Source organism: Paenibacillus sp. NRS-1760 (assembly GCF_050467785.1).
Taxonomy (GTDB): domain Bacteria; phylum Bacillota; class Bacilli; order Paenibacillales; family Paenibacillaceae; genus Pristimantibacillus.
Window position 1 is genome coordinate 56,762 of sequence record NZ_JBITPK010000024.1, and the last position, 13,452, is coordinate 70,213.

Consider the following 13,452-nt stretch of genomic DNA (forward strand, 5'->3'; position numbering starts at 1 on the left):
ACGCAATGAAAAGAATTTTGTATGTAGGCTGGTTAGGGTTTAACAATGTTGGTGATGAGTTAATGTGGCTGTTGTTTCGCGACCTGTGCAGAGCGTATCTGCCTGAGAAAAAATATGATGTCATTCCGTCAATACCGGGCGTAGATATTCGGAACTCGGGTCCGTATGATGTTGTCGTGCTCGGCGGCGGCTCGCTGCTCATTCCAGGTTATATCGATGTTGCTTACCAAGCGGCACGGAACCATAAAAAAGTAATGATTTGGGGCAGCGGTCATGACAGACAGGAGTTTCCTGTATTTGATGCCTCGGGGAAGGTCGCAGCCCATTTGGCCTACACCGGTGAGAACCTAGCAACGAATGAGAAATTAGCTGAGCTAGTGAAGATGTCAAAATATTGCGGCGTCCGAGGTCCGTTGTCCTATCAGTTTCTCGAGGATTCTGGCGTCCGAATGGATCAGGCGATCATAAGCGGTGACCCGGCATTTCTGCTGCCTGCACCGTCGCCTCGCAAGAATAAGCAGGCTAGCAGAACGATTGGTGTGAACTGGGGAACAGCTTATAATCGAATATTCGGCGGCAACGAGGAAAAGGTAGAGCAGCAATTGGTAGAGGCGCTGCGTATATTAATATCGCAGGGCTATCGCGTCAATATTTTCTCCGTTTGGGGTCCTGATAGAGAAGCTTGCAGGCGTCTATATGCGAAGCTGGGAAACCAGACGAATGTGGATCTTGATTTGGAGCTGTACCATCATGAGGATTTGATGGAGAAGCTTAAGTCCTATACGCTGACGATCAATTTCAAATTGCATGCTAGTTACCTATCAGCAGCGGCAGGGGTGCCGTTCGTAAGCCTTGGATATCGATTCAAATGCATAGACTTTGGCTGCTCGGTGGATCTTCAGGATTATGTGCTCTCCACCGGCGATACGGCACTTGGCGAAAACATTCTGTACAGAGTAGCCAAAATTGAAAAAGAAACGGATATGATTCGCGAAAAGTTTTATTCGCATCAGAGCCGTTATCGCGAGCTGCTGAAACAGCCATTTCAAGAAGAACTGTTTTGAGGAAATAGCTGCAACAGCGTAATAGGAGCTGCCCGAAGGTTTATTAACCTTCGGGGCAGCTCTTTTTTTAATAGACAAAGGATGGATATTATAGGAAGAAGGTTGACATCGAAAAATAGTTTATGATATATAAAAAGAAGGATTGGCACTCAATGAGTTTGAGTGCTAAAATATAAGGTAGCGGTTTGATAAACATTGAACAAGCCTTCCTGTTGCGTTACCTTTAGGCTTACTAATTATTGATGAATGGAAAGGGGATCTATCCATGTCCAAAAAACAGTTCAAAGCAGAATCGAAACGATTGCTGGAAATGATGATTAATTCCATTTATACGCAGCGCGAGATCTTTTTGAGAGAGCTTATCTCGAATGCCAGCGATGCGATCGACAAGCTATATTACAGAGCGCTAACTGATGACCAAATGGTATTTAACAAAGAGGATTATTATGTTAAAGTCGTTGCCGACAAGGCAAACCGAACATTAACGATCACCGATACAGGGATTGGCATGACGAAGGAAGAGCTGGAGAATAACCTTGGCGTTATTGCGAAGAGCGGCTCTTTTGCCTTTAAGAAGGAAAATGAGCTTAAGGATGGACATAACATTATCGGCCAATTCGGCGTAGGCTTCTACTCTGCATTTATGGTGGCGGATGTGGTTACCGTTGTGACCAAAGCTCTTGGCAGCGATGAGGCGTTCAAATGGGAATCAACTGGCGCCGACGGCTACACGATTGAGTCATGCGAGAAGGATTCCGTTGGTACGGAAATTGTACTTAATATTAAGGAAAACACCGAAGATGATCAATACGATGAGTACTTGGAAGAGTACCGTTTGAAGTCGATCATCAAAAAATATTCTGATTTCATTCGCTACCCAATTAAGATGGATGTGAAGGGCCAACGGCCTAAAGCAGATGCAGAAAACGAGTTTGAGGAATATCAAGAAGAACAAACCGTTAACAGCATGGTGCCGATCTGGCGTAAAAATAAAAATGAGCTGACATCGGAAGATTATGATCAGTTTTATTTTGAAAAACGTTACGGCTTCGACAAACCGATCAAGCATCTTCATATTAGTGCGGATGGCGCTGTTGTGTACAATGCGATTTTGTATATTCCAGAGAGCACACCTTTCGATTATTATACAAAGGAATATGAGAAGGGGCTGGAGCTTTATTCAAATGGCGTTCTAATTATGGATAAATGCTCAGACCTGCTGCCTGATTATTTCAGCTTCGTTAAAGGTATGGTTGATTCGGAGGATCTATCGCTCAACATTTCACGTGAAATGCTGCAGCATGACCGTCAGCTGAAGCTGATTGCGAAGAACATCAACAGCAAGATCAAAAGCGCGCTCCTTGGCATATTGAAGGATGACAGAGAGAAGTATGAGTCGTTCTACAAAGCATTCGGCAGACAGCTGAAATTCGGCGTATACAACGATTACGGCGTTAACAAAGAAGTGCTTCAAGACCTGCTTATGTTCCACTCCTCGAAAGAGAAGAAGCTAGTTACACTGGACGAGTATGTGTCAAGAATGAGCGAGGATCAAAAGTACATTTATTATGCTTCCGGTGAATCGATTGAGCGGATTGATAGACTTCCGCAAACCGAGCTGGTAACGGATAAAGGCTTTGAAATCCTGTACTTCACGGACGATATTGATGAATTTGCCATCAAGATGGTTGCGAAGTATAAGGATAAAGAATTCAAGTCGGTATCAAGTGGCGATCTTGGTATTGAAGAGGACGAGAAGGACAAGGAAACGGCCGAAGAGCAGGATGCCAATAAAGAGCTTTTCGAGCAGATGAAAGAAATTCTTAACGATAAAGTAAAAAGCGTAAAAGCTTCAAAACGCCTTAAAACACACCCTGTGTGCTTATCCACTGAAGGCGAAGTAACGATTGAAATGGAAAAAATATTGAATGCGATGCCGAACAACCAAGAAGTAAAAGCAGACAAGGTGCTCGAAATTAACGTGAACCATGAAATATTCCAATCGTTGAAGGATGCTGCTGGGCAGGATAAAGTGAAGCTGGCTCTTTATACAAGCCTGCTTTACAACCAAGCGCTTCTCATCGAAGGTTTGCCAATTCAAGATCCAGTTGCGTTTACGAACGATATTTGCAAAGTAATGGTTTAATAGAGCAAGCGACAAGCAAGTGTAAAAAGCCCGTACGGGGTCATTCCCGTACGGGCTTTTTTTTCTACGACAGAACAATTATGGATGCGGATCGAAAGCTCAAAATGTCGAGAGACGAAGCTGATTCTAGAATTGGTGCTGCGCGATGTTGGTTAGAGGGAGCATAGCCCCTGGCTTTGATATAGTTGAGATAGCTACCGATAAAATTACTCGAGGCGAGTATTGTGCTTGCGCAAAATATAATAAATCATGGTATTGATTATTATTCCGGATATAATAGCACTACAAGATAAGAAATAATTGAATAAGAATGCAGAAACAAATAAATAAACAAATAAATACACAATATTCATTGCATGAATAAATGTGAAGCCGCAGAGGAGGGTTTATAGATGATACGGATAAAACGCCGGCTAAACTTGATTACGCTTATATTGCTGCTCATGTGTATTATTATTGTTCCGGTTCTTATCCAAGGTTATATGTTGGGCAAAGGAGCAGTTAAGCAAGTGGAAACGTTGTACGACAAATCGGTTTCGAGCAATATGGAGTCGCTCTCCATCAGCTTGGACTTTTATGTGAACCATATCGAGGATTATATTCGCACCTTATCGCAGGATCAGGAATTACAGAGGCTGTTAAGTCGAGATAATAATGCTTCCATAAATGAACAGGCGGTCAGAGACCGGCTGAAGTCGTTCACTGCTGCTTATCGGTTAAGGGTGCCTTTATACGTACAAATTATTAACGATCAAGGGGAAGTATTCAGCAATAGCGTTTTGCATGACACAGAAGTTGAACGGTTAAAGCAAGTGGTGCAGCAGTTTAATTGGCCTTCCGAGAGGATACCTTATGATAATAACGTCATGTATCGCAATGTAGGCCCCAACTTTCACGATCTCTCGGAGGGGCAGAACGCTTTTTATTTTACTAAAAATATTGTACAAGGCAATTCGGCGCTAGGCCTCTTAAACGTAGAAATTAACGAGAGCTTATTTCAGCGGCTGCTGCGCAAAATTCAACTGAACAGCTCAACCCTTGCATTCATAAGTCAGGAAGACGGCGAATTGCTCATTTCTAGCGAAGATGATGACGACCGCCTGAAGGAGCTCTCCAGACAGGCGATATCGAAGGCGAAGGTGGACGGTGGGGGATATGAAAGCTTTCTGATTCAGTGGAACGGCCAAAGCTACTTTTGCTCCATCCAAAACATTCCCTTCTTAAGATGGTATTTAATTGCGTTAACGCCGGAAGAGCTTTTGGCAAGTCCCACTAAGCAATTGTGGAGCCATACGCTCACGGTAACCGTGTCGTCCATTCTTTTGATTTCACTTATCCTGTATATATTCACAAGAAAAGCGATGATACCTGTACTGAATTTATCGAGGATGGTTCGGAAAATACGCTTTAATGATGCTGGGCAGGGGCAGGATGTCATTGGAAACTTCCAATACAAAGGCTTGGAGGAAATCGAAATTTTATTCTCGGGCATTCAGCAAATGCTAAGCCGGATTAATGAACAGATTGAGCGAATTAAAACGGATGAACGGGAAAAGTCGAGTCTGGAGCTCAATCTCTTGCTGTCCCAGATCAAGCCTCATTTCCTGCATAATTCGATTAATTCGATCCGTTGGATGGCGGAAATGAAGGGCGAGAAGATGATTGCCCAGACCCTTGTTAATTTAAGCAGCATGCTGAACTATACACTAAGCAAATCAAGAACCATATGGAGCACGGTCGGTGAGGAAATGGATTATGTCAGAAGCTATATTGCGTTTCAGGAAAAACGGATGTTCATCAAAATTGAAACGATATGGGATGTGCCGCATGAGGTGCAGGGTGCAAGAATATTGAAGCTGACGCTGCAGCCGATTGTCGAGAATGCAATCATGCATGGATTTACTAATCTTGATGGAATTACGCCACAGCTGACGATTACTTGCGCGATGGAAGGGGAGCAGGTACGGGTGGAGGTTATAGATAACGGAGTCGGAATTGAAGAAGGCTACATTGCCGGTATGCTGATAATGGATTCCAATGAGTACGAGGATGAGGAACGAACCTCGGGGATTGGGCTTAAAAATGTGCATCGTCGCTTGCAGCTGGAGTATGGCGAGAGGTATGGCATCGAAATTCGAAGTGTAGTGGGTAAAGGGACGAACGTAACGCTTACCTTTCCCTATATCGATCATAATGGAGGAGATTCGGAATGAAAGTGATGATTATTGAAGACGATATGCTAGTTAGAATGGGGATCAAATCATTAATTCCTTGGTCTGAAATGGGGCTGGAGGTCGTCTGCGAAGCCAGAGACGGAGTTGAAGCTGTTGAGCTGTACGAGAGATTTCTGCCGGACATCGCACTTGTGGATATTTTGCTTCCCAGAATGAATGGGCTTGATTTTATTGAGAAGGTAAAGCCCTTAAATCCGGACGGGGAATTTGTTATTTTGACCTGCAATCAAGATTTCGAAACGGTTCGCAAATCGCTGCGCCTGGGCGTTCATGATTTCATCGTAAAATCAACGATGGAAATTGAAGAGCTTCAGCTTATTTTGAAGCAGCTGACAGCGAAGATGAAAGCCAAGCTGCTGGAGCATCATTTTCAGGAAGAAGGGACGCCGGAAGCGGGTTCAAGATTCGTTCGTAAAGCCAGCTTATTAAGAGACTGGCTGCACGGCTTGTATAACAGTGAAGAGACAGAAGCGTTTGCCGAGAAGCTGGGAGAGTATAAATATTTTCTGCAAAAGGGAGAATATGAGGCATGGGTTGTGGCATTAGATCCTTCTCAGGATGAATCCAAATTAACTTCCCAAGAAATCGTTAAAATAGGCCATTCGATTGACCATATGGCTGTTGAACTTTACCGCAGCAGGTTAATTGGGTTCGTGGAAAACATAAATGATAACCGATGGCATGTATTGGTGAGCAGCACGAATAGCTCGGATATCGACCCGAAGCTGTTGATCGACTCGGTTTCGCAGTATATGGGCCATACTCTATCCATTGCTGTGAGTAAAAGGTTTACAGACTGGCGGGAGTGGACCGTGTATGATCGTTTTGCTAGCGACCTGCTAAGCCTCAAATATTTTTGTGAAAATGACCACCTGTTTCAGGGCGAGCTGCCTGAAGCAACGCTTTCCGATGCCGTCTTTATTTGGAAAAAGGCGATAATGAACAAACTGTCCAGCTTTCAATACGAGCAGGTAGGAGATCTGCTGGCAAACCTCAAGCAGGTCGTCGGCCCGCCATATCCCAAACCAAACCTGCTGCACAATGTACTGGAGGATATTTTATTCCAGCTGAAGCAAATCTGCGAAATGTCGGGACGGCGTCCATCGGAGACTTATTTCCAAAGATCTGAGCTGCTGGACTGCGTTTCATTAACGCAAGCGGTGCATTTGTTATACAACGCTATCCATGTGCTGCAGGAACCGGCATTCAAAGAGAAGAACGGCCATGAAAGAAAGAAGTTTGTTGAAGCCACCGAAATGTTTATTCAAGAGCACAGGTTTGATGAAATTAGTTTAAATGCCATCGCGATGAATCTTAAAGTAAGCCCTGTATATCTCAGCAGAATATATAAGGAAGAGAAAGGGATTTCTTTCAGCACCGCTGTTTTGACAGCCAAGGTGGAGCAGGCCGAAACGATGATCCGCAGCGGAATGACCTTAACTGAGGTTTCGGACAAGCTGGGCTACTTAAACCTAAGCTCGTTTACCCGCATGTTTAAGAAAATTAAGGGGATTGCACCCTCACACTATGCAGATGCTGAAAAGAATTAAAAGATGTTAACTGCGGCTTGAAAAATGATAAATGGTATCCTCTTCGGATATAAAGTGATAAATCAAATGGTTGGCTTAGGAGATTCATCTGCTTATGGAAAGCTTCTATACTAGGAAGCAAGACATCAATTAACGAAAGAAGGAAGGTTTCCATGAGAATGAGAAGATGGTCTGTTTTAAGTATAGCTTTAATGATGCTGGTTACAATGTCGCTTTCTGCATGTTCCAAGAATGAAAATGAAAGCGCTTCTACAGGTGGGGAAGGACAGGAGAAGGTCAATATTGTTTTCTGGAATTCAGGGTTTGCGACCATTGATGAAAATAACAAAGCGAAGAAAAAAGAAGACTTCTACATTTCTCAGGCCGTTGCAAGGTATGAGAAGGCCCATCCCAATGTGAAGATTGATGTGCAGGATGTTCCTTCCGGAGATGAGCTGTTTGCTAAATTCCAAACGGCCAGCATTGCCAAGAACGGTCCTGATTTAACGGTACTCTGGTCAGGTTCGTATATGCTTCGGTTTAAGCAATTTTTAGAGCCGATGGATAGTTACTTTTCAGGCGAAGAAAGATCCAGAATCGTTGGATGGAGTGCAACAACGGAAGACTTTACGGCCGATGGAAAAGCCTATGGCGTTCCATTTGGGACAGACGGAACTTTTCTTCTAGCGTATAACAAGAAAATTTTTGCGGATGCCGGAATCGATCCGATTGCCCAGCGCCCGAAAAATTTTCAAGAGTTTGTAGCTATGCTGGAAAAAGTGAAGACGAAGGATATTACACCGCTTGGTTTATTTAAAGACAGCTTCCTTCATGTACCGGACTATTGGATTGCTCAAACGGTGGATATTCCGGGCCTCGACAGCTTGGTCAAAGGGACAACCAATTTCTCCGATCCTAAGCTGGTGAATGTGATGAAGGGCTGGCGCGAGCTGTTCGAGAAAAACTTGGTCATTGCCGATGATTCAGTTCGACAACTGTTTATTCAAGAGCAGCTCGGCATGACGGTTGGCGCAAATGCGGACATCTTGAACTTCAGCAAGGAGATGGGCGACAAGGTCGGCTTTATGAAAATTCCAGACTTCAGCGAGGATGTCAAAATCCACGATGGCGGTCCTGGCGGGGTGGGTGCTGCGTTTGTGGTGACAAACTACTCGGAGCACAAGAAAGAAACGGCTGATTTCGTCAAATTCCTGATGAGCAAGGAAGAGCAAATCAACAAAATTAAGTCGGGCGAAGCACGTATTACAGTCGTCAACGATGTGGATGTGAACGAATACGTATCCGATCCGCTAGTGAAAACGATGCAGGATATGGCCAACGAACCTAGCACTATTTTCTGGCCGGACAATGTTTACCCAGCGGAGCTGACAAGCGAGATGATGTCGCTGCAATCCTTGGTTTCCAGCGGGAAGATGACGGCAGAGGAATTTATGAAAAAAATCGACCAGAAACGCGATTCGCTTCTAAAAAATAAATAGGCGGTTAAGGAGCGGCCTTCATAGGAAAGGAGGTCGCTTTCTACCAAAAGGCAAGGAGGAATAGAAGGATGGGTCTCAAGCAAGAACGATGGGTAGGTTTGTTCTCCTTGCTGCCGGCTTTTCTGTTACTAGCTGTATTCGTAGGTTATCCCATGTTCAACACGTTTTTTCATAGCTTTACGGAATGGGACGGGGTCACTTCTACGTTTGTTGGCTGGGATAATTTTAAGACGATCCTTAGTAATGGCGATTTGCCGCTTATGCTGCGCAACAATCTGATCTTTTTATTATCGGTACCGGGCATCTTGTTCATATCGCTTACGGTGTCGGTTCTGCTGCATGAGGAGGTTCCGGGGTGGCGCTTGTTTCGTTCGGTGTATTACTTGCCGGCGATCCTCTCCTCGGTCGTTATCGGTTTTTTGGCAAAATCCATGTTTACGAACAAAGGGATCGTGAATACGCTTCTGGAAAATGCCGGACTTGGCGCGTTTACGACGGATTGGCTGAATACGGTGCCGACCGAATTTATGATCTTGATTCTATGTTTTTACTGGCAGACGCTGGGCCAAGGAACGCTCATTTTTTTATCGGGGCTATCTTCGATCTCCAATGAGTTGTTTGATGCGGCCAAAATAGACGGAGCCAATTGGCGTCAGCGATTAATGTACATCGTCATACCGTCGTTATATCCAGCGATATTTTACTTTACGATCGTCAATGTTATTTACGTTTTTGTCGGGCTGTTTGGCCTTGTTTATTCGATCACTGGTGGCGGGCCCGGTTACGAGACAACACCAATCGATTATATGATTTATATTCAAGCTTTCCGAAGCGGAAATATGGGCTATGCGAGCGCGCTGTCGGTTTTCTTGTTCTTCATTGTTATGTTCATTACCTGGATTCAGTTGAAAATATCCAAGCGCTTGGAGCAATAGGAGGACATTATGAAAACAGCCTCTAGAAGAATGGTTAGATTTCTGATCTTTATCGTGCTCGCTGTCATTGCCTTCATGGCGATGTATCCGTTGTTCTACATGGCTATCAGCAGTATGAAGCCGACGATAGAATATATCAAACATCCGATGGGTCTTCCAAAAACCTGGTATTTTGATAACTTCATCGCACTCATTTATCGCTTCTCTCTCGTTCGGTTGTTTGGCAATACGCTCGTCTACGTGGGACTTAGCTTAGTTGCTTCCCTAGCCTTGTCAATTCCGGCAGCCTATGCTTTTGCCAAACTAAAATTCAAATACCGCAACGGGTTTTATATTATTATGATCGCTACGATGACCATACCGGGTATTACTTTTATCATTCCAAACTATTTGTTGATGTCAAAGATCGGCTGGACTGACCATATCATATCCGTGGTGACCATCTGGTCTGTCTCGGCTATTCCGAGCACGGTCTTCTTACTCACTTCACTAATGAGAGCCATGCCCGACGAAGTGCTCGAAGCGATAAAAATAGACGGTGCCAAATATCATCAGGCGATGTTCAAAGTGATTTTGCCCATGAGCTTGCCGGGCGTGGTCACGGTATCGATCTTTAATGCGACGAACTGGTGGAACGATTTGTTAACCCCGCTGATCTATTTGCAATCGGATGGCTTAAAGACTGTAACCGTTGCGGTGGCGACTGTGCTCAATCGGTTCAGCTCAGACTACCCGCTGTTATTGTCAGGGCTGTTGCTTGCTTCACTGCCGCCCATTGCGATTTATATTATTTTTCAAAGCTATATTCGTAAAGGGCTGGTTATCGGAGCTGTTAAATAAACGATATCGAATGAGGACAGGAAAGGATGTCATCACATGAGTACGAAGCAAGGACGCCTCTTTTCAAAGGTAGCGATTATTACAGGAGCGGCAGCAGGAATAGGTAAGGGAGCAGCACTGCTCTTTGCCGAAGAAGACGCGAGTCTTATCCTGGTCGACATCAACGAGGAGAAGTTAAATGAGGTTGCTGCGGAAATTCGCCAAATGGGCGGAAGCTGCGAGATCGTATGCGGCAGCGTCGGCCTGATGAAGACAGCTGAAGAAGCTGTGGGACGAGCAGTCAGCGCTTACGGAGGGCTTGATATCGTTTTTAACAATGCGGGCATTATGCCTGTGGGCGATATTTTGGATTATGAGGAAGAAACTTGGGATGAAGTGCTGCAGGTTAACTTAAAGTCGATGTTCTTAATGTGCAAAAAGGCGATCCCTGAGATGCTCAAGAGAAATGGTGGCTCTATCATTAATACATCTTCGGTCATGGCCTCTTTAACGGAGCCTGGCTATACCGCTTATTCTGCTTCCAAGGCAGGCATTATTGGTTTGACCAAAGAGATTGCCGTCTCCTATGCCGAGAAGGGCATCCGCTGCAATTCGATTTCGCCAGGCTGGGTGGAGACCGATATGAACGTCCGTCTCGCCGAAAGCATGGGCGGAATGGATAAATTGTACCCGATCATTAAACAGCAGCAGCCGCTCGGAAGAATGGCAACGACGCGCGAGGTTGCGTACGCCGTGTTATTCCTAGCCTCCGACGAATCTGTTGTCGTTAGCGGCTCTAATTTAAGCATTGACGGAGCAGCATCGGCTGCGATTTGATAACAAGCCCTCATTCAAAATCATTCACTCTCATATGGAGGTTATACCTATGGCTAAAATTAGTATTATCGGAGCAGGATCTGCGATGTTCTCCCTCAGCCTAATCAAGGACATCTGCTTGACGCCTTCTCTTGAAGGCAGTGTCGTCAGCTTTATGGATATCGATGAGCAGAGATTGGAAAGCGCATATTCCCTTTGCGAACGCTACGCCAAAGAAGCTAATATCCATCTGGTGCTGGAGAAGACGACGGACCGGAGAGAATCGCTAAGTGGAGCCGACTTCGTCGTGCTTGCTGCGCTAGTCGGAGGCCATCAGCGCTTGAAGGACGGATGGGATATTGCCCAGAAGCACGGTTATCGGTTTGGCGGGAGCCTGCATGTGATGCATGACGAAGGTTTCTGGATTAATTTCGATCAGCTGCGCCTGATGGAATCGGTTATGCTGGATATTTTGGAAATTTGTCCGGACGCTTGGTATATGCTCGTGTCCAACCCAGTCATGGCGGGCGTAACCTACTTGCAGCGCAAGTATCCACAGGCCAAGCTGGCAGGCTTCTGCCATGGTTCTAACGGGGTAAAAGCTGTGGCTGAGGTGATCGGACTCGACCCGAATCATATTACGTATGAGATTCCAGGCGTGAATCACTTTATTTGGCTGACCGAGTTCCGGTACAAAGGGGAAAATGCATTTCCTATTTTGGATCGTTGGATCGAAGAAAAATCGGCTGCTTATATTGAGAACTGCGCTACCTGCGACTGGTTAGGTCCCAAAGCGCTTGATCTCTATAAGAAATTCGGCGTATTTCCAATTGGCGATACGGGAAATCCGGGTGGCGGCTCTTGGCCGGCTTGGCACCATGCGGATCAAGAGACGGAGCAACTCTATAAGGAAGACCCTCAGGCTTGGTGGCGGGATCTTTACTTCGCGGGAGGTGCAGCTGGCGTAGAGAGGATCCGGAAGGTTTCCGAAAATACGACAGAAGCAGTTATGGATCATTTCCCGCCGGTGCATTCGTCGGAACCGATGATTCCGTTCATTGAAGCGATAGCCTGTGATGTGCCTAGAGTGATGATCCTTAATATATTGAATGACAGCAACTACGTGCCGGGCATCCCGCTCGATTTTCAGGTGGAAATTCCTTGTTACGTCAGTGGAATCGGCGTTCAAGGCATTAAGACCAAAGGCTTGCCTAAGCCTCTGATTAACTTTGCGCTTCGTGACCGTGTCGCTCCGGTGGAAATTGAGCTGCAGGCCTATGATAGCGGGAACTTTGAAGATCTTGTCCAGTTAATTATGATGGATCCGTGGACCCGTTCCGAGAAACAGGCTCGTGCGCTGCTGGATGATATTCTTAAATTGCCTAGCCTTGCTGCGATGAGACAGCACTTTAATTAAGGAGGCAGGCAGAATTGGCTATCGAACAGTTTGAGCTTTATGGTGAAACGGCAATAAGGGTACAGAATGAGGAGCTGGCGTTCACGCTGGTACCGGCTTGGGGAAGTAACCTATTATCTTTGCGATTAAAAAATAAAGATCTTGAATTGCTGCGATTTCCAGAAAATCAAGAATTGTACAAGGCAGATCCCATCTTGTATGGCCTGCCGATCCTCTTTCCTCCCAATCGCATTGCGGATGGCAGGTTTGCATTTAATGGCAGGGACTATCAGTTTGATATTAATGATGCTGCTGAACACAATCATACCCATGGCTTATTATTTGATGCACCGTGGAAGATTTTACGGGCAGAGGCAGAGGGAGAGAGGATCGTACTGGAGACGATCATTTATTCCGATGAGCATGAAGCGATTTTAAATCGGTTTCCACATTCATTTAGTGTTCAAATGAGTTACATCTTGGAGCGGACAACGCTCACGATTAAAGCGACAATCAGCAGCCAGGATGCCGCGCCATTTCCTTGGGGACTGGGCTATCATACGACCTTTAATTATCCGTTCGACCGCTCTGGGGATATGGCGAAGTGTCGATTTTCTCTGAATGCGGATAAGCAGTGGGTGCTGGACGAACGTTTCTTGCCAACCGGGGAACTAGTGGATATTCCTTATTTGGATGAGCTGCGCGAGGGGAAAAGCTTAGTCGAACACGCGCTGGACGATGCATTTCAGACAGCAGGAACGGGAGCCAATGAAGCGGTGCTAACCGATCTGAATTCCGGCATTCGCGTTGTGTACAGCGCGGACGAGCAATTTAAGCATTGGGTGGTCTACAACCATGATGCACGGCAGGGTTATTTGTGCCCAGAGCCTTATACCTGGATAACGAATGCACCAAACTTGCAGCTTCCGCAGAAGCTGACGGGCTTCCGTGTTCTTCAGCCTGGCGAGCAAGTGACAACAACAACACGAATTCGGATTGAAGAGGTGATCTGAG

The 13,452-nt window shown here is 45.5% G+C and carries 10 protein-coding genes; all 10 read left to right on the top strand.

The genetic code is table 11. From position 1 onward, the window contains the following. The first annotated feature begins 5 nt into the window (after positions 1-5). The 10 genes from ACIFSR_RS32990 to ACIFSR_RS33035 all read left to right on the top strand — a co-directional run bounded on the left by ACIFSR_RS32990 (position 6) and on the right by ACIFSR_RS33035 (position 13,451). Positions 6-1,064, top strand: coding sequence for a polysaccharide pyruvyl transferase family protein (locus ACIFSR_RS32990; RefSeq protein ID WP_430063387.1), 1,059 nt, complete (start codon positions 6-8; stop codon positions 1,062-1,064). A 265-nt stretch (positions 1,065-1,329) separates the two neighbouring features. Continuing rightward, positions 1,330-3,210: a molecular chaperone HtpG gene (gene htpG, locus ACIFSR_RS32995; RefSeq protein WP_339205071.1), complete on the top strand. Its 1,881-nt coding sequence runs from the start codon at positions 1,330-1,332 to the stop codon at positions 3,208-3,210. Positions 3,211-3,602: 392 nt separating this feature from the next. Then, on the top strand, positions 3,603-5,423 hold the full coding sequence (locus ACIFSR_RS33000) for a cache domain-containing sensor histidine kinase (protein WP_430063389.1): 1,821 nt from the start codon (positions 3,603-3,605) through the stop codon (positions 5,421-5,423). Further along, a complete protein-coding gene (locus ACIFSR_RS33005; RefSeq protein ID WP_430063391.1) occupies positions 5,420-6,994 on the top strand; it encodes a response regulator transcription factor in 1,575 nt (524 codons plus the stop codon). Before ACIFSR_RS33000 ends, ACIFSR_RS33005 begins: the two co-directional genes overlap by 4 nt. Before the next feature lie 152 nt (positions 6,995-7,146). Beyond that, the gene (locus ACIFSR_RS33010; protein ID WP_076267358.1) at positions 7,147-8,472 is read left to right on the top strand and encodes an ABC transporter substrate-binding protein; all 1,326 of its coding nucleotides are present in this window, start codon (positions 7,147-7,149) and stop codon (positions 8,470-8,472) included. Between the two features lie 68 nt (positions 8,473-8,540). Beyond that, complete coding sequence (locus ACIFSR_RS33015; RefSeq protein WP_083681827.1) at positions 8,541-9,407, top strand: carbohydrate ABC transporter permease; 867 nt, start codon at positions 8,541-8,543, stop codon at positions 9,405-9,407. A 9-nt stretch (positions 9,408-9,416) separates the two neighbouring features. Continuing rightward, complete coding sequence (locus tag ACIFSR_RS33020) at positions 9,417-10,247, top strand: carbohydrate ABC transporter permease (RefSeq protein ID WP_339205068.1); 831 nt, start codon at positions 9,417-9,419, stop codon at positions 10,245-10,247. A gap of 36 nt (positions 10,248-10,283) precedes the next feature. After that, the gene (locus ACIFSR_RS33025) at positions 10,284-11,063 is read left to right on the top strand and encodes an SDR family NAD(P)-dependent oxidoreductase (protein WP_430063394.1); all 780 of its coding nucleotides are present in this window, start codon (positions 10,284-10,286) and stop codon (positions 11,061-11,063) included. 49 nt (positions 11,064-11,112) lie between these two features. Further along, positions 11,113-12,459: a hypothetical protein gene (locus tag ACIFSR_RS33030; RefSeq protein WP_430063396.1), complete on the top strand. Its 1,347-nt coding sequence runs from the start codon at positions 11,113-11,115 to the stop codon at positions 12,457-12,459. Positions 12,460-12,473: 14 nt separating this feature from the next. Next, positions 12,474-13,451 (top strand): aldose 1-epimerase, encoded by a 978-nt coding sequence (locus tag ACIFSR_RS33035; RefSeq protein ID WP_430063398.1) that lies wholly within the window; start codon positions 12,474-12,476, stop codon positions 13,449-13,451. Position 13,452 lies beyond the last annotated feature (1 nt).

Bases quoted from the DNA above. Each gene is read 5' to 3' on its own strand.
- ACIFSR_RS33020 (WP_339205068.1), top strand. From the start codon at position 9,417: ATGAAAACAGCCTCTAGAAGAATGGTTAGATTTCTGATCTTTATCGTG.
- ACIFSR_RS33000 (WP_430063389.1), top strand. From the start codon at position 3,603: ATGATACGGATAAAACGCCGGCTAAACTTGATTACGCTTATATTGCTG.
- ACIFSR_RS33010 (WP_076267358.1), top strand. From the start codon at position 7,147: ATGAGAATGAGAAGATGGTCTGTTTTAAGTATAGCTTTAATGATGCTG.
- ACIFSR_RS32990 (WP_430063387.1), top strand. From the start codon at position 6: ATGAAAAGAATTTTGTATGTAGGCTGGTTAGGGTTTAACAATGTTGGT.
- ACIFSR_RS33015 (WP_083681827.1), top strand. From the start codon at position 8,541: ATGGGTCTCAAGCAAGAACGATGGGTAGGTTTGTTCTCCTTGCTGCCG.
- ACIFSR_RS33030 (WP_430063396.1), top strand. From the start codon at position 11,113: ATGGCTAAAATTAGTATTATCGGAGCAGGATCTGCGATGTTCTCCCTC.
- ACIFSR_RS33005 (WP_430063391.1), top strand. From the start codon at position 5,420: ATGAAAGTGATGATTATTGAAGACGATATGCTAGTTAGAATGGGGATC.
- htpG (WP_339205071.1), top strand. From the start codon at position 1,330: ATGTCCAAAAAACAGTTCAAAGCAGAATCGAAACGATTGCTGGAAATG.
- ACIFSR_RS33025 (WP_430063394.1), top strand. From the start codon at position 10,284: ATGAGTACGAAGCAAGGACGCCTCTTTTCAAAGGTAGCGATTATTACA.